Origin of the sequence: Paracoccus amoyensis (assembly GCF_014490725.1) — a bacterium.
Lineage (GTDB): Bacteria > Pseudomonadota > Alphaproteobacteria > Rhodobacterales > Rhodobacteraceae > Paracoccus > Paracoccus amoyensis.
The window spans coordinates 1-25,964 of the sequence record NZ_JACOQL010000005.1; the positions used below are offsets into that span (position 1 = coordinate 1).

39 protein-coding genes are annotated in these 25,964 nt (G+C 58.8%); 38 read left to right on the forward strand and 1 reads right to left on the reverse strand.

The window, feature by feature from the left end; translation table 11 throughout:
• From H4P12_RS15385 to H4P12_RS15495, 23 genes are all read left to right on the forward strand, one after another.
• Positions 1–377: EF-Tu C-terminal domain-related protein (locus tag H4P12_RS15385; protein WP_484555959.1), on the forward strand; the 377-nt coding region annotated here is incomplete at its 5' end.
• A 465-nt stretch (positions 378–842) separates the two neighbouring features.
• The gene (gene rpsJ / locus H4P12_RS15390; protein ID WP_101459506.1) at positions 843–1,151 is read left to right on the forward strand and encodes a 30S ribosomal protein S10; all 309 of its coding nucleotides are present in this window, start codon (positions 843–845) and stop codon (positions 1,149–1,151) included.
• Positions 1,152–1,161: 10 nt separating this feature from the next.
• Positions 1,162–2,046 (forward strand): 50S ribosomal protein L3, encoded by an 885-nt coding sequence (gene rplC, locus H4P12_RS15395; RefSeq protein ID WP_187794569.1) that lies wholly within the window; start codon positions 1,162–1,164, stop codon positions 2,044–2,046.
• Positions 2,043–2,663 carry a 50S ribosomal protein L4 gene (gene rplD / locus H4P12_RS15400; protein ID WP_187794570.1) on the forward strand — a complete coding sequence of 207 codons (621 nt, stop codon included), beginning with the start codon at positions 2,043–2,045 and terminating at the stop codon, positions 2,661–2,663. Before rplC ends, rplD begins: the two co-directional genes overlap by 4 nt.
• Positions 2,660–2,956, forward strand: a complete 297-nt coding sequence (locus tag H4P12_RS15405; RefSeq protein ID WP_187794571.1) for a 50S ribosomal protein L23 — start codon at positions 2,660–2,662, stop codon at positions 2,954–2,956. Before rplD ends, H4P12_RS15405 begins: the two co-directional genes overlap by 4 nt.
• 112 nt (positions 2,957–3,068) lie before the next feature.
• Complete coding sequence (gene rplB, locus H4P12_RS15410; protein WP_187794572.1) at positions 3,069–3,908, forward strand: 50S ribosomal protein L2; 840 nt, start codon at positions 3,069–3,071, stop codon at positions 3,906–3,908.
• Between the two features lie 3 nt (positions 3,909–3,911).
• A complete protein-coding gene (gene rpsS, locus H4P12_RS15415; protein ID WP_187794573.1) occupies positions 3,912–4,190 on the forward strand; it encodes a 30S ribosomal protein S19 in 279 nt (92 codons plus the stop codon).
• A 5-nt stretch (positions 4,191–4,195) separates the two neighbouring features.
• The gene (gene rplV, locus H4P12_RS15420; RefSeq protein WP_187794574.1) at positions 4,196–4,576 is read left to right on the forward strand and encodes a 50S ribosomal protein L22; all 381 of its coding nucleotides are present in this window, start codon (positions 4,196–4,198) and stop codon (positions 4,574–4,576) included.
• Positions 4,576–5,286, forward strand: coding sequence for a 30S ribosomal protein S3 (gene rpsC, locus H4P12_RS15425; protein ID WP_187794575.1), 711 nt, complete (start codon positions 4,576–4,578; stop codon positions 5,284–5,286). Before rplV ends, rpsC begins: the two co-directional genes overlap by 1 nt.
• 13 nt (positions 5,287–5,299) lie before the next feature.
• Positions 5,300–5,713 carry a 50S ribosomal protein L16 gene (gene rplP, locus H4P12_RS15430; RefSeq protein ID WP_187794576.1) on the forward strand — a complete coding sequence of 138 codons (414 nt, stop codon included), beginning with the start codon at positions 5,300–5,302 and terminating at the stop codon, positions 5,711–5,713.
• A gap of 244 nt (positions 5,714–5,957) precedes the next feature.
• Positions 5,958–7,259: a Hint domain-containing protein gene (locus H4P12_RS15435; RefSeq protein ID WP_187794577.1), complete on the forward strand. Its 1,302-nt coding sequence runs from the start codon at positions 5,958–5,960 to the stop codon at positions 7,257–7,259.
• 195 nt (positions 7,260–7,454) lie between these two features.
• Positions 7,455–7,661: a 50S ribosomal protein L29 gene (gene rpmC, locus H4P12_RS15440; protein ID WP_187794578.1), complete on the forward strand. Its 207-nt coding sequence runs from the start codon at positions 7,455–7,457 to the stop codon at positions 7,659–7,661.
• Positions 7,662–7,673: 12 nt separating this feature from the next.
• Positions 7,674–7,919 carry a 30S ribosomal protein S17 gene (rpsQ, locus tag H4P12_RS15445; RefSeq protein ID WP_187794579.1) on the forward strand — a complete coding sequence of 82 codons (246 nt, stop codon included), beginning with the start codon at positions 7,674–7,676 and terminating at the stop codon, positions 7,917–7,919.
• A gap of 78 nt (positions 7,920–7,997) precedes the next feature.
• Positions 7,998–8,366, forward strand: a complete 369-nt coding sequence (gene rplN / locus H4P12_RS15450) for a 50S ribosomal protein L14 (RefSeq protein ID WP_010400243.1) — start codon at positions 7,998–8,000, stop codon at positions 8,364–8,366.
• Positions 8,366–8,671 (forward strand): 50S ribosomal protein L24, encoded by a 306-nt coding sequence (rplX, locus tag H4P12_RS15455; RefSeq protein ID WP_187794580.1) that lies wholly within the window; start codon positions 8,366–8,368, stop codon positions 8,669–8,671. Before rplN ends, rplX begins: the two co-directional genes overlap by 1 nt.
• Complete coding sequence (rplE, locus tag H4P12_RS15460) at positions 8,671–9,231, forward strand: 50S ribosomal protein L5 (protein ID WP_187794581.1); 561 nt, start codon at positions 8,671–8,673, stop codon at positions 9,229–9,231. Before rplX ends, rplE begins: the two co-directional genes overlap by 1 nt.
• 18 nt (positions 9,232–9,249) lie before the next feature.
• The gene (rpsN, locus tag H4P12_RS15465) at positions 9,250–9,555 is read left to right on the forward strand and encodes a 30S ribosomal protein S14 (RefSeq protein WP_187794582.1); all 306 of its coding nucleotides are present in this window, start codon (positions 9,250–9,252) and stop codon (positions 9,553–9,555) included.
• Positions 9,556–9,565: 10 nt separating this feature from the next.
• Positions 9,566–9,964 (forward strand): 30S ribosomal protein S8, encoded by a 399-nt coding sequence (gene rpsH / locus H4P12_RS15470; RefSeq protein WP_187794583.1) that lies wholly within the window; start codon positions 9,566–9,568, stop codon positions 9,962–9,964.
• A gap of 12 nt (positions 9,965–9,976) precedes the next feature.
• Complete coding sequence (rplF, locus tag H4P12_RS15475) at positions 9,977–10,510, forward strand: 50S ribosomal protein L6 (protein WP_187794584.1); 534 nt, start codon at positions 9,977–9,979, stop codon at positions 10,508–10,510.
• A gap of 12 nt (positions 10,511–10,522) precedes the next feature.
• Positions 10,523–10,882, forward strand: coding sequence for a 50S ribosomal protein L18 (gene rplR, locus H4P12_RS15480; protein WP_187794585.1), 360 nt, complete (start codon positions 10,523–10,525; stop codon positions 10,880–10,882).
• A gap of 133 nt (positions 10,883–11,015) precedes the next feature.
• A complete protein-coding gene (gene rpsE, locus H4P12_RS15485) occupies positions 11,016–11,582 on the forward strand; it encodes a 30S ribosomal protein S5 (protein WP_187794586.1) in 567 nt (188 codons plus the stop codon).
• 12 nt (positions 11,583–11,594) lie between these two features.
• A complete protein-coding gene (rpmD, locus tag H4P12_RS15490; protein ID WP_187794587.1) occupies positions 11,595–11,780 on the forward strand; it encodes a 50S ribosomal protein L30 in 186 nt (61 codons plus the stop codon).
• A 393-nt stretch (positions 11,781–12,173) separates the two neighbouring features.
• Positions 12,174–12,791: a hypothetical protein gene (locus tag H4P12_RS15495; RefSeq protein ID WP_246449327.1), complete on the forward strand. Its 618-nt coding sequence runs from the start codon at positions 12,174–12,176 to the stop codon at positions 12,789–12,791.
• Here H4P12_RS15495 and H4P12_RS15500 read toward each other — a convergent pair whose 3' ends face one another.
• Positions 12,792–13,406 (reverse strand): hypothetical protein, encoded by a 615-nt coding sequence (locus tag H4P12_RS15500; protein WP_187794588.1) that lies wholly within the window; start codon positions 13,404–13,406, stop codon positions 12,792–12,794.
• 244 nt (positions 13,407–13,650) lie between these two features.
• Between H4P12_RS15500 and rplO the strand changes: the two genes are divergently transcribed.
• The 15 genes from rplO to H4P12_RS15575 all read left to right on the forward strand — a co-directional run bounded on the left by rplO (position 13,651) and on the right by H4P12_RS15575 (position 25,913).
• Positions 13,651–14,127 (forward strand): 50S ribosomal protein L15, encoded by a 477-nt coding sequence (gene rplO / locus H4P12_RS15505; protein ID WP_187794589.1) that lies wholly within the window; start codon positions 13,651–13,653, stop codon positions 14,125–14,127.
• Positions 14,128–14,234: 107 nt separating this feature from the next.
• Positions 14,235–15,602 carry a preprotein translocase subunit SecY gene (secY, locus tag H4P12_RS15510; protein ID WP_187794590.1) on the forward strand — a complete coding sequence of 456 codons (1,368 nt, stop codon included), beginning with the start codon at positions 14,235–14,237 and terminating at the stop codon, positions 15,600–15,602.
• A gap of 38 nt (positions 15,603–15,640) precedes the next feature.
• Positions 15,641–16,288, forward strand: a complete 648-nt coding sequence (locus tag H4P12_RS15515) for an adenylate kinase (RefSeq protein ID WP_187794591.1) — start codon at positions 15,641–15,643, stop codon at positions 16,286–16,288.
• 214 nt (positions 16,289–16,502) lie between these two features.
• Positions 16,503–16,871: a 30S ribosomal protein S13 gene (rpsM, locus tag H4P12_RS15520; RefSeq protein ID WP_187794592.1), complete on the forward strand. Its 369-nt coding sequence runs from the start codon at positions 16,503–16,505 to the stop codon at positions 16,869–16,871.
• Between the two features lie 13 nt (positions 16,872–16,884).
• Positions 16,885–17,274, forward strand: coding sequence for a 30S ribosomal protein S11 (gene rpsK / locus H4P12_RS15525; protein ID WP_187794593.1), 390 nt, complete (start codon positions 16,885–16,887; stop codon positions 17,272–17,274).
• 115 nt (positions 17,275–17,389) lie between these two features.
• The gene (locus tag H4P12_RS15530; protein ID WP_187794594.1) at positions 17,390–18,406 is read left to right on the forward strand and encodes a DNA-directed RNA polymerase subunit alpha; all 1,017 of its coding nucleotides are present in this window, start codon (positions 17,390–17,392) and stop codon (positions 18,404–18,406) included.
• 116 nt (positions 18,407–18,522) lie between these two features.
• The gene (rplQ, locus tag H4P12_RS15535) at positions 18,523–18,942 is read left to right on the forward strand and encodes a 50S ribosomal protein L17 (RefSeq protein WP_187794595.1); all 420 of its coding nucleotides are present in this window, start codon (positions 18,523–18,525) and stop codon (positions 18,940–18,942) included.
• 319 nt (positions 18,943–19,261) lie between these two features.
• Positions 19,262–19,873, forward strand: a complete 612-nt coding sequence (locus tag H4P12_RS15540; RefSeq protein ID WP_187794596.1) for a helix-turn-helix transcriptional regulator — start codon at positions 19,262–19,264, stop codon at positions 19,871–19,873.
• Positions 19,874–19,936: 63 nt separating this feature from the next.
• Complete coding sequence (locus tag H4P12_RS15545; protein WP_187794597.1) at positions 19,937–20,527, forward strand: acyl-homoserine-lactone synthase; 591 nt, start codon at positions 19,937–19,939, stop codon at positions 20,525–20,527.
• Between the two features lie 62 nt (positions 20,528–20,589).
• Entirely contained in the window at positions 20,590–21,906 is a 1,317-nt protein-coding gene (locus H4P12_RS15550) for a replication-associated recombination protein A (RefSeq protein WP_187794598.1), read from the forward strand.
• 31 nt (positions 21,907–21,937) lie between these two features.
• A complete protein-coding gene (gene crcB / locus H4P12_RS15555; protein ID WP_187794599.1) occupies positions 21,938–22,312 on the forward strand; it encodes a fluoride efflux transporter CrcB in 375 nt (124 codons plus the stop codon).
• Positions 22,309–23,364: an RluA family pseudouridine synthase gene (locus tag H4P12_RS15560; RefSeq protein WP_187794600.1), complete on the forward strand. Its 1,056-nt coding sequence runs from the start codon at positions 22,309–22,311 to the stop codon at positions 23,362–23,364. Before crcB ends, H4P12_RS15560 begins: the two co-directional genes overlap by 4 nt.
• Positions 23,361–24,020, forward strand: a complete 660-nt coding sequence (locus H4P12_RS15565; protein ID WP_187794601.1) for an HAD-IA family hydrolase — start codon at positions 23,361–23,363, stop codon at positions 24,018–24,020. The genes H4P12_RS15560 and H4P12_RS15565 overlap by 4 nt, the downstream gene beginning before the upstream one ends.
• On the forward strand, positions 24,017–24,730 hold the full coding sequence (locus tag H4P12_RS15570; RefSeq protein ID WP_187794602.1) for an ATP12 family chaperone protein: 714 nt from the start codon (positions 24,017–24,019) through the stop codon (positions 24,728–24,730). The genes H4P12_RS15565 and H4P12_RS15570 overlap by 4 nt, the downstream gene beginning before the upstream one ends.
• Positions 24,731–24,896: 166 nt before the next feature.
• Positions 24,897–25,913, forward strand: coding sequence for an amino acid ABC transporter substrate-binding protein (locus H4P12_RS15575; protein WP_187794603.1), 1,017 nt, complete (start codon positions 24,897–24,899; stop codon positions 25,911–25,913).
• Positions 25,914–25,964: the final 51 nt, after the last annotated feature.

The following is a 25,964-nucleotide window of genomic DNA, read 5'->3' on the forward strand; positions in this document are numbered from 1 at the left end:
AGGCTGGCGACAACGTGGGCGTCCTGCTGCGCGGCATCGACCGTGACGGCGTCGAGCGTGGCCAGGTTCTGGTGAAGCCGAAATCGGTGACCCCGCACACCACCTTCGAAGCCGAAGCCTACATCCTGACCAAGGAAGAAGGCGGCCGCCACACCCCGTTCTTCGCGAATTACCGCCCGCAGTTCTACTTCCGCACGACGGACGTGACCGGGACGGTGAAGCTGCCGGAAGGCACGGAAATGGTGATGCCGGGCGACAACCTGAAGTTCGAGGTCGAGCTGATCGCCCCGATCGCGATGGAAGAAAAGCTGCGCTTCGCGATCCGCGAAGGCGGCCGCACCGTCGGCGCCGGCGTGGTGTCGAAAATCATCAAGTGATCTGACGGCCCCCGGGCCAGGAGATCATGATGGAAAGCCCGTCCCGAAAGGGGCGGGCTTTTGCGTTGCAACAGAGGCTGGCTTTGTCCGCATGAACCCAGCAAAACTGCACGGGGCAGGGCCGCGCAGAGATTGCCCAAAATCTCTGATTGGATTGCCGTCCCCAAAATTGTCGTTTGCTTGCCCTGTGGACGCGCGGCAGGCCGCGAAAGCGAGGGCAACGAATACAACGCCAGCTAGACCTTTGCGGCGAAGGAACCGCAGGATAGGCGTTGACAGTAAGCACTTACTGACGTTATACGCGCGCATCGCAGCCGAATCCGCATTTGTGAACAAGGATTCGCTTGCCTATGCCGGGGCCGCCCAGTATCGGGCGGCTTCGCAGTTTTTATTGCGGTTCGACGCTGGCAGCGCGTGGTGCGTGGTCAGCCTCTCAACTGAAACTCCCCGTGAGAGGGATTGACTATGCAAAGTCAGACCATTCGTATCCGGCTCAAGGCGTTCGATTACCGCGTGCTGGATGCCAGCACCCAGGAAATCCTGAACACTGCCAAGCGCACCGGTGCGACCGTTCGTGGCCCGATTCCGCTGCCGAACAAGATCGAAAAATTCACCGTTCTCCGTGGTCCGCACATCGACAAGAAGTCGCGCGATCAGTGGGAAATCCGCACGCACAAGCGTTTGCTGGACATTGTTGATCCGACCCCCCAGACCGTTGACGCGCTGATGAAGCTCGACCTCGCCGCTGGCGTGGATGTCGAGATCAAAGTGTAAGGAGGCGAAGATGCTGCGTACTGGTATTATCGCCAAGAAACTGGGCATGACCCGGCTGTTCCTTGAGGATGGTCGTCAGGTTCCGGTGACCGTCCTGCAACTGGACAACCTGCAGGTTGTCGATCAGCGCACCAATGACCGCGATGGCTACACCGCAGTTCAGCTGGGTGCTGGTGAAGCCAAGGCAAAGCGCACGACCGCCGCGATGCGTGGTCACTTTGCCAAAGCCTCGGTCGCGCCCAAGCGCAAGATCGCGGAATTCCGCGTTGCCGAGGAAAACCTGATCAAGGTTGGTGAAGAAATCACGGCCGACCACTACTTCGCTGGTCAGTTCGTCGACATCGCCGGAACCTCGATCGGTAAAGGTTTCGCTGGTGCGATGAAGCGCCACAACTTTGGTGGTCTGCGCGCCTCGCACGGTGTGTCGATCAGCCACCGTTCGCATGGTTCGACTGGTCAGTGTCAGGATCCGGGCAAGGTGTTCAAGGGCAAGAAGATGGCTGGCCATCTTGGTGCCGTTCGCGTCACCACCCAGAACCTGCAAGTCGTTCGCACCGATGCCGATCGTGGCCTGATCATGGTCAAAGGCTCGGTTCCGGGTTCGAAAGGTGGCTGGGTCACCGTCAAGGATGCCGTGAAAAAAGCGACGCCTGAAAACGTGATCTATCCCGCCGCATTGCGTTCGGCCGCTGCCGAAGCCAAGCGTCTGGCCGAGGAAGCTGCTGCCGCCGCTGCTGCCGAAGAAGAAGCAGCACGCGAGGAAGCCGCGCGTCTGGCCGCCGAGCAGGAAGCTGCTGCGCTGGCCGAAGCCGAAGCTTCGATCGCTGCCGACAAGTCGGCTGACGGTGATGCTGCTGAAGGCGACAACGCTGCGCCCGAAGGAGATAAAGAATGAAACTCGATGTGATCAAGCTGGACTCCGGTAAAGCCGGTTCGATCGAGCTGAACGACGAGATCTTCGGGCTGGAGCCGCGCGGCGACATCCTGCAGCGCGTTGTTCGCTGGCAGCGCGCCAAGGCTCAGCAAGGGACCCACTCGGTTCTGGGCAAGTCGGACGTCAGCTACTCGACGAAAAAGATCTATCGCCAGAAAGGCACCGGCGGCGCTCGTCACGGTTCCAAGAAAGCGCCGATCTTCCGTCATGGTGGTGTCTACAAAGGCCCGACCCCGCGTTCGCACGCCTTCGATCTGCCGAAGAAAGTGCGCGCACTGGGCCTGAAGCATGCCCTGTCGGCCAAAGCTACCGCTGGTGAGTTGGTGGTGATCGAGGATCTGAACCTGTCCGACGCCAAAACCTCGGCTGTTGCAAAAGCAGTCAAGGAAAATGGTTGGAAGCGCGTTCTGGTCATCGATGGCGCCGCAGTCAACGAGGGCTTTGCCCGCGCAGCGCGCAACCTCGAAGGCGTGGATATCCTGCCGTCGATGGGTGCCAACGTTTATGACATTCTGAAGCGCGATACGCTTGTCATCACGCGTTCGGGTGTCGAAGCTCTGGAGGCTCGCCTGAAATGAGCGCGAAAGCTGAACATTACGACGTGATCGTCAAGCCGATCATCACCGAAAAAGCGACCATGACTTCGGAGAACAACGGCGTTGTTTTCCAGGTGACCAAGGACGCAACCAAGCCGCAGATCAAAGAAGCGGTCGAGGCTTTGTTCGGTGTAAAGGTAATGGCCGTCAATACGACCATCACCAAAGGCAAGGTCAAACGCTTCCGTGGCCAGCTTGGCCGCCGCAGCGATGTGAAAAAAGCCTATGTTACCCTTGCTGAGGGTAACACTATCGACGTCGCTACCGGACTTTGATAGTAGGGCACGAATCTGCGGCCCCGGACCTCCGGGGCCGCAGCTCTTTTGACGGAAACGGACCCTTGCTTCGATATCGTGGGGCAGGTCCAAAGCAACGGAAGACAGAAAGATGGCATTAAAGTCGTATAAACCGACGACGCCTGGCCAGCGCGGGCTGGTTCTGATCGACCGTTCGGAGCTTTGGAAAGGGCGTCCGGTCAAATCCCTCACCGAGGGTTTGACCAAAAAGGGCGGTCGGAACAACACCGGACGGATCACCATGCGCCGCCAGGGCGGCGGGGCAAAGCGCCTGTATCGCATCGTCGATTTCAAGCGCAACAAATTCGATGTGGCCGCGACGGTCGAGCGGATCGAATACGATCCCAACCGGACCGCGTTCATCGCACTGATCAAATACGAAGACGGCGAGCAGGCTTATATCCTGGCTCCGCAGCGCCTGGCCGTTGGTGATGCAGTCGTCGCCGGCGCCAAGGTTGACGTGAAGCCCGGTAACGCCATGCCCTTCAGCGGCATGCCGATCGGTACCATCGTTCACAACGTCGAACTGAAGCCCGGCAAGGGCGGCCAGATCGCTCGTTCGGCAGGCACCTATGCCCAGTTCGTCGGTCGTGACGGTGGCTACGCGCAGATCCGCCTGTCCTCGGGCGAACTGCGTCTGGTGCGTCAGGAGTGCATGGCGACGATCGGTGCGGTGTCGAACGCCGACCACTCGAACCAGAACCTGGGTAAAGCTGGCCGTAACCGCCACAAGGGCATCCGCCCAAGCGTCCGCGGTGTCGCAATGAACCCGATCGACCACCCGCATGGTGGTGGTGAAGGTCGTACTTCGGGTGGCCGGACGCCGGTTACGCCTTGGGGTAAGGACACCAAGGGTAAGAAGACCCGCAGCAACAAGGCGACCGACAAGTATATCTTGCGTTCGCGTCATGCGAAGAAGAAGGGACGCTAACCCATGGCACGTTCTATTTGGAAGGGCCCCTTTGTTGACGCTTATGTGCTCAAGAAAGCGGAAAAGGCCCGTGACTCGGGTAAGTCCGATGTCATCAAGATCTGGTCGCGCCGTTCGACCATTCTGCCGCAATTCGTTGGTCTGACTTTTGGCGTTTACAACGGCCAGAAGCACATCCCGGTCAATGTGACCGAGGAAATGATTGGCCAGAAATTCGGTGAATATTCGCCCACCCGGACCTATTACGGTCACGCGGCGGACAAGAAAGCCAAGAGGAAGTAATCGTCATGGGTAAGGAACAGAATCCGCGCCGCGTGGCGGAAAACGAAGCGTTCGCAAAGACGAAAATGCTGCGCACCTCGCCGCAAAAGCTGAACCTGGTGGCTCAGCTGATCCGTGGCAAGAAAGTGGACAAGGCTTTGGCCGATCTGACTTTCTCGCACAAGCGGATCGCAGGCGACGTGAAAAAATGTCTGCAGTCGGCAATCGCCAACGCTGAAAACAACCACGGTTTGGACGTCGATAACCTGATCGTCGCCGAAGCCTGGGTCGGTAAGAATCTGGTGATGAAACGTGGCCGTCCGCGGGCACGTGGTCGTTACGGCAAAATCATGAAGCCGTTCTCGGAAATCACCATCAAGGTTCGTCAAGTCGAGGAGCAAGCGTAATGGGTCAGAAGGTCAATCCGATTGGCATGCGCCTGCAGGTAAACCGCACCTGGGACAGCCGCTGGTATGCTGACGACAAGGACTATGGCAATCTGCTGCTTGAAGACCTGAAAATTCGGGACTTCATTAAGAAAGAAGCCAAACAGGCCGGTATCAGCCGCGTCATCATCGAGCGTCCGCACAAAAAGTGCCGTGTGACCATTCACGCTGCACGTCCGGGTGTCATCATCGGCAAAAAAGGCGCCGATATCGAGGTGCTGCGCAAGAAGTTGTCGAACTTCACCAGCAGCGACGTGAATCTGAACATCGTCGAAGTCCGCAAGCCGGAAGTCGATGCTGCTCTGGTCGCTGAATCGATTGCGCAGCAGCTTGAGCGTCGTGTTTCGTTCCGTCGCGCCATGAAGCGCTCGGTTCAGAACGCAATGCGTATGGGCGCCCTGGGCATTCGTGTGAACGTTTCGGGTCGTCTTGGCGGCGCTGAAATCGCCCGCACCGAATGGTATCGCGAAGGCCGTGTGCCGCTGCACACCCTGCGTGCCGACATCGATTATGCGCTGGCCGAAGCCACGACCCCCTATGGGATCATCGGCGTGAAGGTGTGGATTTTCAAAGGCGAGATCATGGAACATGATCCTCAGGCCCGCGATCGCCGCGCTGCCGAAGCCCAAGAAGGTCCGGCTCCTCGTGGCCCGCGCCGCGACGCTCGGTAAGGAGTAAGGAATTATGCTGCAACCGAAACGGACGAAGTTCCGCAAACAGTTCAAGGGCCGCATTCACGGTGAAGCCAAAGGCGGCTTCGATCTGAATTTTGGTTCCTACGCGCTGAAGTCGATCGAGCCCGAGCGTGTGACCGCCCGTCAGATCGAAGCGGCGCGTCGTGCGATCACCCGTCACATGAAACGTCAGGGCCGGGTCTGGATCCGGATTTTCCCGGATGTTCCAGTTTCGTCGAAACCTACCGAAGTTCGTATGGGTAAAGGTAAGGGTTCGATCGACTTCTGGGCAGCCCGTGTTCACCCTGGCCGCATCATGTTCGAAATCGACGGCGTCTCGGATGAGATCGCGCGTGAGGCCCTGCGCCTTGGCGCACAGAAACTGCCAGTTCTGACCCGCATCGTTGCGCGCGAAGACTGGTAATTCCGCGCCGCAAGGCAGACTGCATCTGAAAAGGCCCCGCCCGATATGGCGGGGCCTTTTTGCGTTTGAGCCTGGCGACCCCTTGCCGAGAGATTTGCCACGGTTGGGGATTGCCTGCGAACAGAAGCCAAACGTAAAAGAAAATAGATGACCAAATCGTTACTTCGGCGTAATTTAGCCGATATAGAAATCATGGTATGGGTAAATCACGACCGCCTCGACAGCATTTTTGGGATCGGGACCGATGGCTAGAAACTTTACATATTCGAACAATTTTGACGGTAATCAACAAGGCGGCACGGCCACTGTTCAGACGCAGAACGCTCCGGGGATCGCCAATTCCGGCACCGATGGGAACGCGGACCGCGAATTCGTCTTCATGACCGGGGCGAATGAATATTCTGGCGGCCGGATCACCGCGAATGCGCTGAACGACGAGGAAGCGAAGGGGCTGAGCAGTTTTCAGGCATCCATGACGCTTGATTTCACGGCCGGCAGTTCCACTGCGGGCTCTGGCGATGTCGGCAACGGCAAGGTCGATGGGTTTTCCTTCAGTTTCGGCAATCCCACCTCGCTGCGCAGCGACAGCCGGGGTCTTGGGTATGCCCAGTTGGAATATGGCGTCCAGACCGGGCTGACGGTGTCGGTTCGTCCGATCAATGACACCATCGAAATCCGCTGGAACAACGTCGTCATCGGAAGCGTGACCGGCGTGACCACGCTGGAATCGGGCGCGGCCTCGCAACTGACGCTGGCTGTCAACGCAAGCGGGGGCGTGACCGCGACGTTCATGGGACGGACGGTGAATGCCACCATTCCGTCGAACCAGTGGAACACCGCCAACAGGACCGGCTGGGATTTCGTCGGGGCCGGTCGGACCGGGGTCAATAACGGCACCGGTTACATCGACGACCTGAACATTACCGGCGTCGTCTGCTTTGCGCGCGGCACCATGATCGAGACCGCGGACGGTCCGCGCGCCATCGAGGATATTACCCCCGGCGATCTCGTGCTGACCCGCGATCACGGCTATCAACCGGTCCGCTGGATCGGCCGACGCAAGCTGGCGCCCGATGTTCTGGCGGCACATCCGAAGCTCCGCCCGATCCGTATTGTGGCCGGGGCGATCGGCGCGGGGGCGCCGGCGACCGATCTGGTCGTCAGCCCGCAGCACCGCATCCTGGTGCGCTCAAAGATCGCGCAGCGGATGTTCGACGCGCAGGAGGTGCTGGTCGCCGCGAGACAGCTATGCGGCATCGACGGTGTCGCCGTCGCGGATGATATCGAGGAGGTCGAGTATTTTCACCTGCTGTTCGTTCAGCACGAGATCGTCACCGCCAATGGTGTCGAGGCCGAAAGCATGTTGCCGGGGCCGCAGGCGCTGAAGGCCGTCGGCAGCGCGGCGCTGGAAGAAATTCTGGAAATCTTTCCCGAACTGGCCGAGGAGGACTATCTGCCCGTGCCGGCGCGCATGGTGCCCGGGGGAAAACAGGCGCGCCAGATGGCATCGCGCCACGTCAAGGCCGCCCGACCGCTTTACAGCTAGGACAAGGCCGCGCACGACTGCCCGATCGGGGGCGGGGCTAAACATGCATCGGTTTTTTGGGCCGGATGCTGCGTGAAACGCTTGCCAAACCGCGCGGACCGCTGTATGGGCAAGCCTTCATCACGAAACTCCACCGGAATCAGGGTGGCCCGGACTATCCGGGGCTCTCCGGTGATGTTGAAAGGAAGAAGCGCCATGGATGCGCAAGATCTGCGTTCGAAGACGCCTGACCAGCTGAAAGATCAGCTTGTCTCGCTGAAAAAAGAAGCTTTCAACCTGCGTTTCCAGCAGGCCACCGGCCAGTTGGAAAACACTGCACGCATGCGTTCGGTTCGCCGTGACGTTGCCCGTGTGCAGACCATTCTGAATCAGAAAGCGGCGGAAGCCGCAGCGTCGAAGTAAGGAGACCGGCCCATGCCTAAACGCATCCTGCAAGGCCGCGTGACCAGCGATAAGAACGAACAAACCGTTACTGTTCTGGTCGAACGCCGCTTCAAGCACCCGCTGCTGCACAAGACCGTTCGCTCGTCGAAGAAATATCGCGCACATGACGCGAATAACCAGTTCAAGATCGGTGACGTTGTTCGCATCGTCGAATGTGCTCCGATCTCGAAAACGAAACGCTGGACTGTCCTGACGGACGAAGCCGCTTCGGCATAAGTCCATCATCACAGATCAGAAATGATCGAAACCCTGGGGCCGAAATAAGGTCGGTCCCCAAAGGTCGGGAGAAACCAAATGATCCAGATGCAGACCAATCTGGATGTTGCTGATAACTCTGGCGCTCGCCGGGTTCAGTGCATCAAGGTCCTGGGTGGTTCGCACCGTCGCTATGCGTCGGTGGGCGACATCATTGTCGTTTCCGTCAAGGAAGCCATCCCACGTGGCCGGGTGAAGAAAGGTGACGTCCGCAAGGCCGTCGTCGTTCGCACCGCCAAAGAAGTTAAGCGCGAAGACGGAACCTCGATCCGTTTCGACCGCAACGCCGCCGTCATCCTGAACAACCAGGGCGAGCCGGTCGGTACCCGTATTTTCGGGCCGGTCGTTCGCGAGCTGCGCGCCAAGAACTTCATGAAGATCATCTCGCTTGCTCCGGAGGTGCTGTAATGGCTGCCAAGCTGAAAAAAGGCGACAAGGTCGTCGTCCTTGCCGGCAAGGACAAGGGCAAGCAGGGCGAAATCACCGCTGTGTTCCCGAAAGAGAACAAGGCGATCGTTGATGGTGTAAATATCGCGATCCGTCACCAGCGTCAGACGCAAACCTCGCAGGGTGGCCGCATGCCAAAGGCAATGCCGATCGACCTGTCGAACCTTGCTCTGATGGACAAGAACGGCAAAGCGACCCGCGTTGGCTTCCGCACGGAAGGCGACCAGAAGGTTCGTTTCGCCAAGACCACAGGAGATGTGATCTGATGCTGGACGAAACGAAATATGCGCCGCGCCTGAAAGCGCAGTATCGCGAAACGATCCGCGCTGCTCTGAAAGAAGAGTTCGGCTATAAGAACGACATGCAAATTCCGAAACTGGAAAAGATCGTTCTGAACATGGGGATCGGCGAAGCCGTGAAAGACACCAAGAAGGTGAAACAGGGCGCTGAAGAGCTGTCGCTGATCGCCGGCCAAAAGGCTGTCATCACCAAGGCGAAAAACTCGATCGCAGGCTTCCGTGTTCGCGAAGAAATGCCGCTGGGCGCGAAAGTGACCCTGCGTGGCGACCGGATGTATGAATTCCTGGATCGTCTGATCAACATCGCGCTGCCCCGCGTCCGCGACTTCCGCGGCGTCAAAGGCAGCTCTTTCGACGGTCGCGGCAACTATGCCATGGGCTTGAAAGAGCAAATCGTGTTCCCGGAAATCAACTTCGACAAGGTCGACGAAGTTCTGGGGATGGACATCATCATCTGCACCAACGCGAAGACCGACGCGGAAGCGAAAGCACTGTTGAAGGCATTCAACATGCCGTTCAACAGCTGATCGCGGAGGGAAGAAGATATGGCTAAAAAATCCATGATCGAGCGCGAGAAAAAGCGCGAACGTCTTGTGGCACAATATGCTGAAAAGCGTGCGGCTTTGAAAGAAGTTGTCAACGATCAGTCCCGTCCGATGGAAGAGCGCTTCAAGGCTTCGCTGAAGCTGGCTGAACTGCCGCGCAACTCTTCGGCAACGCGTTTGCACAACCGGTGCCAACTGACCGGTCGTCCGCATGCGTATTACCGCAAACTGAAACTGTCGCGGATCATGCTGCGCGAGCTCGGCTCGAACGGTCAGATCCCCGGCATGGTCAAATCCAGCTGGTAAGGGGGCGAAAATGAACATGAACGATCCTCTCGGCGATATGCTGACCCGTATCCGCAATGCGCAGATGCGTGGCAAATCGACCGTTCGCACCCCGGCCTCCAAGCTGCGCGCTTGGGTTCTGGACGTGCTGAAAGACGAAGGTTACATCCGCGGCTACGAGGAAGTGACCACCGATGCCGGCCATAATGAGCTGGAAATCGGCCTGAAGTATCACGATGGCGCCCCGGTTATCCGGGAACTGTCGCGCGTTTCGAAGCCGGGTCGCCGCGTTTACGCCGGTGCCACGGAAATCCCGCAGGTCCGTCAGGGTCTGGGTGTCTCGATCGTGTCGACCCCCAAGGGCGTCATGTCGGATGCAGCGGCTCGCAGTGCCAATGTCGGCGGCGAAGTCCTCTGCACCGTATTCTAAGGAGGGCAGCAGATGTCTCGGATTGGTAAAAAACCGGTCGCTCTGCCCAAGGGCGTGACGGCCGAAATCAAAGGCCAGACGATTGAAGTGAAGGGGCCGAAAGGCACCCGCAGCTTCACCGCGACCGATGATGTTGATCTGGTGCTGGAAGAAGGCACTGTCAGCGTCAAACCGCGCGGTCAGTCGAAGCGTGCTCGTCAGCAGTGGGGTATGACCCGCTCGATGGTCGAGAACCTGACGACGGGCGTCTCGGAAGGCTTCAAGAAAGAGCTGGAAATCCAGGGCGTGGGTTACCGCGCCGCGATGCAGGGCAAAACCCTGAAACTGTCGCTGGGCTACAGCCACGAGGTGAACTTCGAAACGCCGGACGGCGTGACGATCACCGCACCGAAGCAGACTGAAATCGTTGTGGAAGGCATCGACCAACAGCTTGTTGGTCAGGTTGCTGCAAACATCCGCGAGTGGCGTCGTCCCGAGCCCTACAAGGGCAAAGGGATTCGCTACAAGGGCGAGTATGTTTTCCGCAAGGAAGGCAAGAAGAAGTAAGGGGCGCGAGAAATGGCACTGAAAAAGCAAAAGCTGTTCCAGAAGCGCCGTCTGCGCGTTCGGAACAAACTGCGTGCGATGGCCAATGGTCGTCCGCGTCTGTCGGTCCACCGTTCGTCCAAGAACATCTCGGTTCAGGTCATCGACGATCTGAACGGCGTGACGTTGGCTTCGGCCAGCACGCTGGAGAAGGATTTTGGCGTCGTGGGCAAGAACAATGTCGAAGCCGCTGCCAAAATCGGCACGGCGATTGCCGAGAGGGCAAAAAAAGCTGGTGTGGAAGAAGTCGTCTTCGACCGCGGTGGCTTCTTGTTCCACGGCAAGGTCAAAGCATTGGCCGACGCAGCCCGCGAAGGCGGTCTGAAGTTCTGATGAATGCGGGTGGCGCGTCCTGAGCGATCAGGCGCGCCATCCCGATGATCCGGGGGCCGCTCGATTTATCGGCGGCCCACTTGGATTGGATTAACCGGCGTGCCTGGTGCGCCATCGAATAAAGGAATGCCTTATGGCAGAACGTGAAAACCGTCGGGGCCGTCGCGAAGAGCGCGAAGAAACCCCGGAATTCGCCGATCGTTTGGTCGCGATCAACCGTGTGTCGAAAACCGTTAAAGGTGGTAAGCGCTTTGGCTTTGCCGCTTTGGTGGTTGTCGGTGACCAGCGTGGCCGTGTCGGCTTCGGCAAAGGCAAAGCGAAAGAAGTGCCCGAGGCGATCCGCAAGGCGACCGAGCAAGCCAAGCGCAACATGATCCGCGTTGCATTGCGCGATGGTCGCACCCTGCATCATGACATGGAAGGCCGTCATGGCGCCGGCCGCGTCGTCATGCGCACCGCCGTTCCCGGGACCGGGATCATCGCCGGTGGTCCGATGCGCGCCGTGTTTGAAATGCTGGGCGTGCAGGACGTTGTGTCGAAGTCGTTGGGTTCGCAGAACCCATACAACATGATCCGCGCAACGCTGGACGGTCTGAAGAAGGAATCGAGCCCGCGCTCGGTCGCTCAGCGTCGTGGCAAAAAGGTTGCGGACATCCTGCCTCAGCAAGACAAGCCGGCTCAGGCCGCTGTCGAAGCGTAAGGAGACACGGATATGGCAACTATCGTTGTAAAGCAGATCGGCAGCCCGATCCGCCGCCCCGCCATCCAGCGTGAGACGCTGAAAGGTCTGGGCCTGAACAAGATGAACCGGACGCGAGAGCTGGAAGATACGCCGGCTGTTCGCGGCATGGTCAACAAGATCCCGCATCTTGTGCAGATCATCGAAGAAAAGAAATAAGAGGAGGGCCGGGGAAACCCGGCCTTTTTCGTTTGCGTTTCACCCTCACCAAGCTGTGTCGTTCTTTGACATGTCGGCTGTCGGGCTTTTCCCAGCTGCGCGGGCATGATCGGAACAGGCGCTGATCCCCGTCAAATGGAAATCTCCGCTGCCATGGTCCAGCCTGAAGGCTGCCATGCCGGTTGGCGGCGCGCATCCCGTTCAGCGCGTCCTTTGCTAAGTTAACCTTTCGCTAACCAGGTTCCAATTAAGGTGAGGCGTGGCCGCCCGCGAAAAGGAAATGGGGTGCACTCGAAAAGAATATCATGCTTTTGGGTCTTCGTGCTGCTGTCGGCCATGTTTGCAGGGACCGCCAGTGCCGGGCCGTGGCCGCGCGACAAGGGAAAGGTCTTTATGTCTCTGTCGCTGGAAAGTGACCGCGAGGGAAATAGTTATACCGGGCTTTATAGCGAATATGGACTGACTGCCCGGAACACGCTTGGCTTCGAACTTGGCTACACCAATGTCGGCGAAACCAGTGTGATGATCTGGTTGCAACGTCGTCTGGATAGTGGTGAGGGGGCAAACCGTCTGACCTATTCGACCGGTTTCGGTGCCTTTCTGAGGAATGGGGAAGCTTTTCCGACAGGGCAGGCGGGCATCGCTTGGGGGCGCGGGTTTGAAAAATTTCCGGGCGGTGGCTGGGTGACTGTCGAAGCCAAGATCAAGGTCGCGGGTAAACAGCAAACTGTAGTTTACGTTGAGAACCTGACCCGGACGGAAGCGGTTTTCTTGACGCCCGAGGTTACCACCAAGATTGAGGCGACCTTGGGCTTGCGTCCCACCGATTCGATGATGTTCATCAACCAACTGCGACTGGAAGACAGGCGCGATGCCGCGTTTTCGGCGAAACTGGCAACATCGCTGGTCTATGACTGGCAGGGGCTGACCAAGCTGGAGCTTGGCGTCATCACACCCGTTTCTGGTCCCGGTGAGACGGCGTTGAAGGCCGGAACCTGGGTCGAATTCTGACTAACCTTCGCGGCAGGCATATACCGTGCCACCAACAGCCACCACGCTGACCGCCGCACCTGTCAACAAGACCGGAGAGGCTGCGACTGCGCTCGCACCGCCGCCAATGGCGGTCAGCGCACTGGAAATATAGCTGCTGGACCCGCTGATGATGACCGCGCCAGAGCCATCGGGCAGGGCGCGCAGGCCGCGCACTGTTCCACGCGCGGCCGCACCGGTCATCGCAACTGCCGCATTCTTGGTTTGGTTCACGCGCTGACACACCGATTTCGACGGCTGTTCGCAACGGCCATAAGAATCACGTTTCCCAAGATCATGTCCGATCGTCGAGTCGCTTTCCTTGTCATAGCGCAGGCAGAATGGGGCACGTTCCTCATCTGTCAGACCCGGCGTCAGACTGCGTAGGACGACATAGCTGGGGCAGGTGTCACGTCCCCATCGGGTGAACAGGATCTCCCGCATGCTGTAGTTGTCCTGCAGGCTCGCCTCATCTTTGTCATAGGCCATTGGCACATCCTGACCGCTGATGCGCGTGGTGCAAAAGGTTGGCTCTGCGGAATTTGCAGCGGTCGCGATGCCAAGGGTCGCAAGCAGGGACAGAATGAAAGTGCGCATGGTAAGGATCCGGGATTGCATTGCGGCTGTGATACCTGCGGCCAGCCGGCAGACAATTCACATCCGCTTGTGAAGACCATCCGGATTTCGACTGCGACCAAAAGGTGACGCTTGCAACACTTGAACCGCAACACACTTCCGTTTATACGCCGCGGGTGCTTCACGAAAGCACGACTCAACAAGCAAGAAGTGCCGTGTCCGCCCTGTATCGCTTCGAGGGCGCGTCCGGCTAAGGAGAAGCGATATGAAACTGCATGAAATCCGCGACAACGAAGGCGCGAATCGCAAGAAAAAGCGCGTTGCACGTGGTCCCGGCTCGGGCAAAGGCAAGACTGCCGGCCGTGGTATCAAAGGTCAAAAATCCCGTTCGGGCGTCGCGCTGAACGGTTACGAAGGCGGCCAAATGCCGCTGTATCGCCGCCTGCCCAAGCGCGGCTTTACTGCGCCCAACGCAAAAACCTTTGCTGTCGTTAACCTGGGCCAGGTTCAGGGCTTCATCGATGCGGGCAAGCTGGATGGCAAGGTCGAGATCACCGAGGACGCATTGGTCGCTTCGGGTCTGGTCCGCCGCAAGCTGGACGGTATCCGTCTGCTGGGCAAAGGCGAGCTGAAAGCGAAAGCAAGCTTTGCTGTGACCGGCGCGTCGAAATCGGCCATCGAAGCTGTCGAAAAGCTGGGCGGCAAGGTTTCCCTGCCTGCGGAAGCAGCGGCGGCGGAATAAGCTGTTGAACGGGGCGATGGCGCCCCATAGATAGCGAACAGGTTTTCCTGGCGCCGCCGTTCCCGGAAACGGGCCGGCGGCGCTGTCATGACACAGGACGAAAACATATGGCGTCAGCCGCAGAACAGATGGCCGCGAATTTCTCTTGGCAGGGATTCAGCAAGGCCACCGAGCTTAAACAGCGTATCTTGTTCACGATCGGGCTGCTGATCATCTATCGTCTGGGGACCTATATCCCGGTTCCCGGCATCGACGGTGCAGCACTGCGCAACTTCATGGATCAGGCCCAGTCGGGCATCGGGGGCATCCTGTCGATGTTTACCGGTGGTGCGCTTGGCCGGATGGGTGTCTTTGCGCTTGGCATCATGCCGTATATCTCGGCCTCGATCATCGTGCAGCTTCTGGCTTCCATGGTTCCCTCGCTTGAGCAGCTCAAGAAAGAGGGAGAGGCAGGGCGCAAGAAGATCAACCAATACACGCGTTACGGCACGGTCGCGCTGGCGTTGTTTCAGGCTTACGGTCTGGCACGCAGCCTTGAAGCCGGGGGTTTGGCCCATGATCCGGGCGTGTTCTTCCAGGCGTCCGTGGTGATCACGCTGGTCGGCGGCACCATGTTCCTGATGTGGCTGGGTGAACAGATCACGGCGCGCGGCATTGGCAACGGCATTTCGCTGATCATCTTTGTCGGTATCGTCGCTGAAATTCCTACGCATATCGCGCAGTTTCTGGCACAGGGCGCCAACCGTGGCTCGACCTTGCTGACGCTGGGCGTGATCCTGATGGTCGTCGTCGTGATCACCTTTGTCGTGTTCATGGAGCGTGCGCTGCGCAAGATCCGCATTCAATACCCGCGCCGTCAGGTCGGCATGAAGGTCTATGACGGCCAGTCGTCGCATCTGCCGATCAAGGTGAACCCGGCGGGCGTCATTCCGGCGATCTTCGCCAGCTCGCTGTTGTTGTTGCCGACGACGATCGCGACGTTCTCGGGCGGCGATGCAGGGCCGGTGATGTCGGTGCTGCTGGCTTACTTCGGGCCGGGGCAGCCGCTGTATTTGGTATTCTTCGCGGCAATGATCGTGTTCTTTGCCTATTTCTATACCCATAACGTCGCCTTCAAATCCGACGATGTGGCCGATAACCTGAAAAATCAGGGTGGCTTCATTCCAGGCATTCGTCCGGGCAAACGGACCGAAGAGTATCTGGACTACGTCGTGAACCGTGTTCTGGTCATTGGTTCGGCCTATCTGACGGCGGTCTGTCTGTTACCCGAGATCCTGCGCCATCAATGGTCGATCCCGTTCTATTTCGGGGGAACCTCGGTCCTGATCGTGGTGTCGGTGACGATGGATACAATCAATCAGATCCAAAGCCATATGCTGGCCCATCAATATGAAGGTCTTATTGAGAAATCCCAACTGCGTGGTAAACGCAAACCTGGGAGTGCGAAGCCGCGCCGGGCACCGTCGCGTCGCTGAGCAGACCGGATTTAAAGGCTAGCTGAGGGGACAGGGCCATGACCATCAATATTATTCTGCTTGGGCCGCCGGGTGCCGGTAAGGGAACGCAGGCGCGCATTCTGGTAGAAGAACGGGGGCTGGTCCAGCTTTCGACTGGCGACATGCTTCGCGCGGCCCGGACGTCGGGCACCGAGATGGGCAATCGTGTCGCCGAAGTGATGGATCGTGGTCAGTTGGTCACGGATGAGATTGTGATCGGTCTGATCCGTGAAAAATTGTCCGAGGGTGGCAACGGCTTTATCTTCGACGGCTTTCCCCGCACGCTGGCCCAATCCGATGCGCTTGGGCATCTGCTGGAAGAAACCGGGATGACGCTGGATGCCGTCGTCGAAATGCGGGTCGAGGATGAGGCGCTGGTCCGTCGCATCACCGGCCGCTTTACCTGCGGCAATTGCGGCGAAGTCTATCACGATGAAACCAGGCCGACCAAGGAACCGGGCGTTTGCGATGTTTGCGGGTCTACTGATCTGAGACGCCGGGCCGATGACAACGAGGAAAGCCTCAAGACCCGCCTGCTGGAATATTACAAGAAAACTTCGCCGCTGATTGGCTATTACTATGCCAAGAACAAGTTGAAATCGGTTGATGGCCTGGCAGAGGTCGATACTGTCGCCGCCGAAATCAACAGCGTGCTGAAAAGCTGATTGTCGGATCGGGGCGGGAATTTTCGGTTTGTCAAGAACTTCCTGCTCCCAGACCTTGACGATTGGGCGAGCTGCCCTTAAATCACGGCATCTCGCAAGAGAATCACTTGCATGGACAAGTGAAGATTAGACCGGCCCGAAGGGACGCCTTTCGGGCCTTATGTTGTGAAAAAAGGTTCCGGTGCTACGGAACCGCAACCGAAAAGGAAAACGCGTGGCTCGTATTGCTGGCGTAAACATTCCGACCGGGAAACGCGTCCCGATCGCACTGACCTATATCCACGGCATTGGCCCGATGTATGCGCAACAGATCGTTGAAGCTGTTGGCATTGATCCAGCCCGCCGTGTCAACGATCTGTCGGATGCCGAAGTTCTGCAGATCCGTGAATATATTGATGCCAATCTGACCGTTGAAGGCGATTTGCGCCGTGAAACGCAGATGAACATCAAGCGTATGATGGACCTGGGTTCGTATCGCGGCCTGCGTCACCGTCGTGGCCTGCCGGTCCGCGGTCAGCGCACCCACACCAATGCCCGCACCCGCAAGGGCCCGGCGAAGCCGATCGCCGGCAAGAAGAAGTAAGGGGTAACGGACAATGGCACGCGATAAAACCCGTATGAAGCGTAAAGAGCGCAAGAACATCGCCACCGGCGTTGCTCACGTGAACTCCAGCTTCAACAACACCAAAATCCTGATCTCTGACGTGCAGGGCAATGCGATCTCGTGGTCGTCGGCTGGCACCATGGGCTTCAAGGGTTCGCGCAAATCGACCCCTTACGCCGCTCAGATGGCCGCGGAAGATGCTGGCAAGAAAGCACAGGAACACGGCGTGAAAACGCTGGAAGTTGAAGTTCAAGGCCCGGGTTCGGGCCGCGAATCGGCGCTGCGCGCGCTGGCCGCTGTTGGCTTCAACATCACCGCGATCCGTGACGTGACCCCGATTGCGCACAACGGCTGCCGCCCTCCAAAGCGTCGCCGCGTCTGATCTCGGATAAAGAACAACCAGACCGCGCCGTGTTGCGCGGTTTGGCTATTACGTTTTCAACCTCGGGCGTTTCCGGCCTTGGACATGGGGCGGAGACAAGTATGGAGGCAAACGCATGATCCACAAGAATTGGGCCGAACTGATCAAGCCAACGCAGCTTGATGTGAAGCCGGGCGCCGATGCGACCCGCACCGCGACCCTGGTCGCCGAACCGCTGGAGCGCGGCTTTGGTCTGACGCTGGGCAACGCGCTGCGCCGCGTGCTGCTGTCATCGCTGCAAGGTGGCGCGATCACTTCGGTTCAGATCGACAATGTCCTGCATGAGTTCAGCAGCGTTGCCGGTGTGCGTGAAGACGTCACCGATATCGTTCTGAACCTGAAGGGCGTCACGCTGAAGATGGACGTCGAAGGCCCCAAGCGCCTGACCCTGTCGGCCAAAGGCCCGGGCGAGGTGAAGGCCAGCGACATTCAGGAAACCGCTGGCATCACGGTTCTGAACCGCGATCATGTCATCTGCCACTTGGATGATGGCGCTGACCTGAACATGGAGCTGACCGTCGCGACCGGCAAAGGCTATGTCGCAGCCGACAAGAACCGTCCGGAAGATGCGCCCATTGGCCTGATCCCGATTGACGCGATCTTTTCGCCCGTCAAGCGCGTCAGCTATGAAGTCACCCCGACCCGTGAAGGTCAGGTTCTGGACTATGACAAGCTGACGATGAAGATCGAGACCGATGGTTCGCTGACGCCTGAAGATGCCGTGGCCTATGCTGCGCGTATCGTTCAGGATCAGTTGTCGGTCTTCGTGAACTTCGAAGAGCCGGAATCGGCCAACCGTCAGGATAGCGATGACGGTCTGGAATTCGATCCGCGCCTGCTGAAGAAGGTCGATGAGCTGGAATTGTCGGTTCGTTCGGCCAACTGCCTGAAGAACGACAATATCGTCTATATCGGTGATCTGATCCAGAAAACCGAAGCAGAAATGCTGCGCACGCCGAACTTTGGCCGCAAGTCGCTGAACGAGATCAAGGAAGTGCTTTCGGGCATGGGTCTGCATCTGGGGATGGATGTGGTCGATTGGCCGCCGGAAAACATCGAAGATCTGGCCAAGCGCTTCGACGATCAGTTTTAAGAATTGGTAAGGTGCGTGTTTATACGCACCTTCCGACCCCGGGCTTCCGCCCCAAGGAGAGTGGTCCGCACGCATGGACCGCCAGACAAAGCAAAAGACGTTAAAGGAGAAACATCATGCGTCACGCACGTGGCTATCGCCGCCTTAACCGTACCCACGAACATCGCAAGGCGCTGTTCGCCAACATGGCCGGCTCGCTGATCGAGCACGAGCAGATCAAGACGACTCTGCCGAAAGCCAAGGAACTGCGCCCGATCGTTGAAAAACTGATTACCCTGGCAAAGCGTGGCGATCTGCACGCCCGCCGTCAGGCCGATGCGCAGCTGAAGCAGGACATGCACGTTGCCAAACTGTTCGAGGTTCTGGGCGCACGCTACAAGGATCGTCAGGGTGGCTATGTCCGTATCCTGAAAGCCGGTTTCCGCTATGGCGACATGGCTCCGATGGCGATCATCGAACTGGTCGATCGTGACCCGGCTGCAAAAGGTGCCGCTGATCACGCCCGCACCGAGGCAGAGGCCAACGGCGCCGAATAATTCGTCAATTCTGCAACCGCAGAAAACGAATCAGTTACCCCGCCGCTGAGAAAGTGGCGGGGTATTATCATATATTGTCCCGCTAATTTGGCTGTAATTTCTTAATAGACCTCTGGTAACAGAAGGCTTGTGAATTGTTCTGGTAAAACATGACGCTAGGATAAGTAGGGTAAAATTGCTTGAAATACGGGGAAATCAGCAACGTCGCGCAACCGCAGGTTGTGGCGTCAGAAAATTCTTCATTAACGCTATAGCAATGAAAATCGCTCACGATTACTTTGACCGGTGAAGCCAATGAACACAATTTGTCTAAAAAGCCATGTCCTCACGCGCTGACATCAACGCGGCTCTGCGAAGCCTTGGAAAGGTGTCCCCCTCGGGATACTTCGTGGGGCTGCATATCCGCTTTGCCGCGCCACTTATGCAGTTTCAGACCTATCCGGAAGAATGGGCGGAATTTTATTCACAGAATGGTTACGCCTTGCGGGATCCTACGATCGCCTGGGGGTTTTCAACGACCGGCGCCTGTCGCTGGTCCAATCTACCAATTCCTGACCCATTCAGCATCTTGAAGGACGCCGCGGACCATGGCTTGACCTTTGGTCTGACCGTTTCATGTGGACCAATCAATTCCCGCACCATCGCCAGTTTCGCGCGCGATGATCGGGAATTCATGGATGACGAGATCGTGGATATCTCGGCAACGGTACGGCGGCTCCATGATATCATGGAACCGCCTGCAAGCCTGACAAAGGCACAGAAAGAAGCCCTTCGTTGCATCGCGGAGGGCGATCGCCATGCGGCAGCGGCAGCCAAACTTGGCATTACCGAAAGCGCGTTCAAGGCACGACTGATTTCAGTCCGGGAAAGACTGAAAGCCCGCACGACTGCCGAAGCGTTGCAGAGGGCCAAGGAGTACCGTTTGTTGTAGCGGCGTTCGCCCAAGGGGACCGTGAGGCAGTGGGGGGTACCTCACACCCCAGGAGTACTTGATATGCAGACGACCACCCTCTCATTCTCCAACCTTCACAACCACGGGGAATTGTTCGCCAACCTGTTCCGGGCACGCAAACAAAGCTTCATCGTTCAGAAGAAGTGGGAACTGCCCGAGGCAGAAGATATGGAGTTCGATCAATACGACACTCCGCAAAGCCGCTGGATTGCCATCCATGACAACGGGTTGGTGCTGGCCGGGATTCGCTTGACGCCGACAACTGCCCGCTGCGGTGTCTACAGCTACATGATCCGCGACGCGCAGCGTGGTATTCTGGGCGGCACAATCCCGCAGAACCTGCTGGATGAGGACGCGCCCGTTGATGAGCAGGCGTGGGAATGTTCGCGCGTGTTTGTCAGCCACGACATCCCGCAGATGTATCGCCGCAAGGTGCACTTCAAGATGGTCGAGGCGATGACCAGCAGCAGCCGTGAACTGGGTGCCAGCCGTCTGATCGCACTGACCGGGGCGAACTGGCAGAGGTGGTATGGGCGTTGCGGTCTTGAGGCGCAGGCAATTGGTCCGGTCATGCGGATTGATGACGGTGATTTCCAATGCGTCTCGATCGACCTGACGGCGAAAATGCACTAAGCGACCAGATCCGCTGATGGGGGCTGTTCCCCGTCACAGACGCCGCCTAGAATGGCGCCATCATGGCCGATTTGTTTGATAGCGCACCTTCGCCCGCTTCACCGCCGAACCCGGCGGTGCGTCCTTTGGCCGATCGTATCCGCCCGACGAAAATGTCGGAGGTCATCGGCCAAAGCAAAGTTCTGGGATCTGACGGGCCGCTGGGCTCGATGCTGGCCTCGGGTAGTCTGTCTTCCCTGATCCTGTGGGGGCCACCCGGCGTGGGCAAGACCACCATCGCCCGGCTGCTGGCTGATGAAACCGACCTGGCCTTCATTCAGATCAGCGCGATTTTTTCCGGCGTGCCCGAACTGCGCAAGGTGTTCGAGGCGGCCAAGTTGCGCCGCCAGCAGGGGCGCGGCACATTGCTGTTCGTCGACGAAATCCACCGCTTCAACAAAGCCCAACAGGACAGTTTCCTGCCGCATATGGAGGATGGTACGATCCTTCTGGTCGGGGCGACCACGGAAAACCCGTCGTTCGAGCTGAACGCCGCCGTGATGTCGCGCGCGCAGGTGATCGTGTTGGAACGGCTGAACCTGAAGGATCTGGAACTGCTGGCCCAACGCGCCGAGAAAGAGCTGGGACGCAAGCTGTCCCTGACAGCCGAGGCACGCGATGCCCTGCTGGAAATGGCCGATGGCGATGGCCGCGCCGCGCTGAACCTGATCGAACAGGTGGCGGCATGGAAGGTCGACAAACCGCTGGATGCGCAAGCGATGTCGCAGCGGTTGATGCGCCGGGCGATGAAATACGACAAATCGGGTGACGAACATTACAACCTGATTTCGGCATTGCATAAATCGGTGCGGGGCAGCGACCCGGATGCGGCACTGTATTGGCTGGGCCGGATGCTGGAAGGGGGCGAGGATCCGCGCTATCTGGCGCGCCGCATCACCCGCATGGCGGTTGAAGATATCGGTCTGGCGGATCCCGCGGCGCAGCGGCACTGTCTGGATGCCTGGGCGCTGTATGAACGTCTGGGCAGTCCCGAGGGTGAACTGGCGCTGGCTCAGGCGGTGATCTATCTGGCGCTGGCGCCCAAATCCAACGCAGGTTACGCCGCCTACAAGGCTGCGCGGGCGGAAGCGAAGCGGACAGGCAGCCTGATGCCCCCCGCCCATATCCTGAACGCGCCCACGCAGATGATGAAGGATCAGGGCTATGGTGCGGGATACGCCTATGACCACGATGCCGAGGACGGTTTCAGCGGTCAGAACTATTTCCCTGATGGGATGAAGCGCCCGGTTTTATATACGCCTGTCGAACGCGGCTTTGAACGCGAACTGAAAAAGCGCAATGACTGGTTCGTATCACAGCGTTTGAAGCGCGGCAGTTGACTTTGCGTGCTCTCGGACACAGTTACGCGCCATGATGAATTCCTATCTTCAGGTTGCGATTGGCGGCGCAATTGGTGCCACCGCGCGGTTTGCCATCGGCCGCGTCGGCATGGCGTTGGTGCCGGGTTTTCCTGTCGCGACGATCTTCGTCAATATCGTAGGCAGCTTTGTCATGGGGTTGCTGACCGCGCTAATGGTGCTGCGGATTGGCCCTGCATATGCGCCGCTGTTGCTGGCTGGCGTTCTGGGCGGGTTCACCACGTTTTCGGCATTCTCTCTGGACGCGCTGAATCTGTGGGCGCGCGGGCAGGGCGGGGCCGCAGTGGGTTACGTTGTTTTCTCGGTGATCGCTTCGCTGATCGCCGTTTGGGCCGGCATGGCCATCGGCAAAGGGTTATGGGCATGAGCGGCGTTCAAACAATTCGCATCAGCAAGGATGAGGGCGATCAGCGTCTTGATCGCTGGTTGAAGAAAAAGTTTCCACAACTGACGCAGGGCGCAGTGGAAAAGATGTGCCGCAAGGGCGAGTTGCGCGTCAATGGCGGACGGGTCAAGGCGAATACCCGGATCGAAGAAGGGCAGGAAGTGCGCCTTCCGCCCATACCCGATGCGACAACCGTTCCGGCCCGCGCCAAATCTGACGGCCCGCGCATTCCTGACAGCGATCAGAAGATGATCCAGCAGGCAGTGTTGTGGAAGGACGAACACATCATCGCGCTGAACAAGCCTCCGGGCCTGCCCAGCCAAGGCGGCAGCGGGCAGGGCGATCGTCATGTGGACGGCCTTAGCAGCGCATTGATGTTCGGCTACAAGGACAAGCCGAAATTGGTGCACCGTCTGGATAAGGATACGTCCGGCGTGCTTCTGCTGGCACGCACCGACCGTGTGGCCCGCGCCCTGTCCGAAGCTTTCCGGTCGCGCACCACGCGCAAGATATACTGGGCCGCCGTTGCCGGTGTTCCGCAGCCACGCATGGGCACCGTGCGCATTGGTCTGGTCAAGGCTCCGGGGCATGGCCGTGGGGGCGAGGGTGAAAAGATGATGGCCGTCCACCCGCGCGATATTCCGAATGTCGAAGGGGCCAAACGCGCCACCACCGATTATGCCGTGCTGGAGGCCCTTGGCACGCGGGCAAGCTGGTGCGCACTGGTCCCGATCACAGGGCGCACGCATCAGTTGCGCGCGCATATGGCCGAATTGGGGCATCCAATTGTGGGTGACGGAAAATATGGCGGCTCGGGTCAGGAAAACCTTGGTGATGGCTGGGGGTCGCAATTGGGCGGAGAGATCAGCCGAAAACTGCACCTGCATGCCCGCAGCCTGACCTTTGACCACCCGATCACCAAAAAGCGTATCACGTTGACGGCCCCGTTGCCTGACCACATGCAGCGGACCTGGAAAACGCTGGGCTGGCACGAAAACGATGTTCCCGACGATCCCTTTGCCGAGGCTGAATGAAACTGGTCGTCTTTGATGTCGATGGCACGCTGGTCGATAGCCAGCACCACATCTTCGATGCGATGACCGCCGCCTTTTCCGGTGCCGGTCTTCAGCCGTTGCCGAAACAGCAGGTCTTGCAGATCGTCGGCCTGTCGCTGCCGGTGGCTGTCGAAGTGCTTGCACCTGATCAGATGCCGGAAACGCACAGGCGCATTCTGGACGGATACCGTCAGGCGTATCTCGCGGCGCGCATGGCGGATGCCGCGCCCCTTTATCCCGGTGCGCGAGAATGTCTGGACCGTCTGGCGAGCCACGATGATCTGCTGCTTGCCGTGGCGACCGGAAAGGCGCGTCGTGGGCTGGACGCCATGATCGAGATCCACGGCCTGCAAGGGCGGTTTGTCAGTCTGCAAACGGCGGACAACAATCCCTCGAAACCGCATCCCGCGATGCTTGAGGCGGCGCTTTCCGATGCTGGCGTGGACGCCCGCGATGCCGTTATGGTTGGCGATACCAGTTTTGACATGCAGATGGCGCAGTCTGCCCGCGTTGCCGGATTTGGTGTAAGCTGGGGCTATCATGCGCCGGAACTTCTGGAACAGGCGGGTGCAACACTGATAGCGCCCGATTTTCCGGCACTGACAAAAGAAATCGAGGAATGGGCCACGACATGACCGAATGGAAAGCCCGGCGTTTCTGGGAAAAAGCCGATATCCGACCTGCCGATGGCGGCTGGGAAGTCGTTCTGGATGACAAGCCGGTTCGCACGCCGGGAAAGCATCCCCTGATCCTGCCGACCGAGGCTTTGGCCCGCGCCATTGCCGAGGAATGGGATTCGCAAAGCGATGTGATTGACCCCAATACCATGCCGCTGACGCGCGCGGCGAACTCGGCCATCGAAAAAGTGGCTCCGCAATTTGATGATGTCGCGGGCATGCTTGCCGAATATGGTGGCACCGATCTGCTGTCATATCGCGCCGAACAGCCCGACGACCTTGTGCAAGCGCAAGCCGAAGGGTGGGATCCGTTGATCGACTGGACGGCAACCGATCTGCAGGCACCGTTGCGGATCACGCATGGGGTGGTGCCGGTCAAACAGGATCAGGCTTCGCTGAACCGTCTGCATGATCATGTTCGCGCGCTGGATAATTTCGGGCTGACGGCCCTGCATGACCTTGTAACATTGCCCGGTTCCCTGATTCTGGGGCTGGCGGTGATCCGTGGCAAGCTGACCGCTGACGAAGCTTTCGCGCTGTCCAGAATCGATGAAGAGCATCAGGCAAAACTGTGGGGCGAAGACGACGAAGCCCGCATGGCAGCCGAAAACCGGCGTGTGGCAATGGCGCAGGCGGCGCGGTTCTGGGACTTGTGCCGGCCTGTCTAAAAGACAGTGCCAATCGCGTCAGGCTTGACCTATAACAGACTATAAGCACAATACCGCTCACCGGGTGAGGCTGATTGGCCGACTCCGTATAACGTCTGGCCCAAGGAATGGTCAGGCGCTGCCGGTCAGCAACAATTGACCGGTGGCAACCAACAACGAGGTAGAAATGAAAAAATCAATCTTTCTTGGCACTGTCGCCGCCGCGACCCTGACGGCCGGCATGGGCATGGCCGACACGCTGGCCGATGTGAAGGCGCGCGGTGAGTTGAACTGCGGCGTTAATACCGGCCTCGTCGGTTTTGCTGCCCCGGATGCCAACGGAAACTGGACTGGCTTCGACGTGGACGTTTGTAAAGCCGTCGCGGCAGCCGTTCTGGGCGATCCGGCCAAGGTGAAATATGTCCCGACCACTGGCCAAACCCGCTTTACCGCACTGGCATCGGGTGAGGTTGACGTTCTGGCACGGAACTCGACCTGGACCTTCTCGCGCGACACAGACCTGAAACTGGATTTCGCGGGCGTCAACTATTACGATGGTCAGGGCTTCATGGTCAGCAAGGACCTGGGCGTGACCTCGGCCAAGGAATTGGACGGCGCGACCGTCTGTATCCAGACCGGCACCACGACCGAGCTGAACTTGGCTGACTACTTTAAAGCCAACAACATGACCTATACCCCGGTCAATATTGACAGCAATGCCGAGGGCGAGCAGCAGTATATGGCGGGCGCCTGTGACGCCTATACGACCGATGCTTCGGGTCTGGCTGCGACCCGCGCTGCGTTCGCGGACCCGGAAAACCACATCATTCTGCCCGAGATCATCTCGAAAGAACCGCTCGGACCGGCAGTTCGTCATGGCGACAGCAACTGGGGCGATATCGTCCGCTGGACGCTGTATGCACTGATCGCGGCCGAAGAATACGGCATCACCTCGAAAAACATCGAGGAACTGGCCAAGTCGTCGCAAAACCCCGAGGTTCAGCGCCTTCTGGGCACGACGGATGATCTGGGCGCGATGATCGGTCTGGACAAGGAATGGGCGCGTCGCGCGATTGCTGCCAGCGGTAACTATGGCGAAATCTTCGCGGCCAATATCGGCGAGCAGACGCCAATCGGTCTGGCCCGCGGACTGAACGCCCAATGGACGCAGGGCGGTCTGATGTACGCGATGCCGTTCCGTTAATCAAAACTATCGGCAAAGGGGGGCGCAATGCCCCCCTTTTGTCTTTCAAAC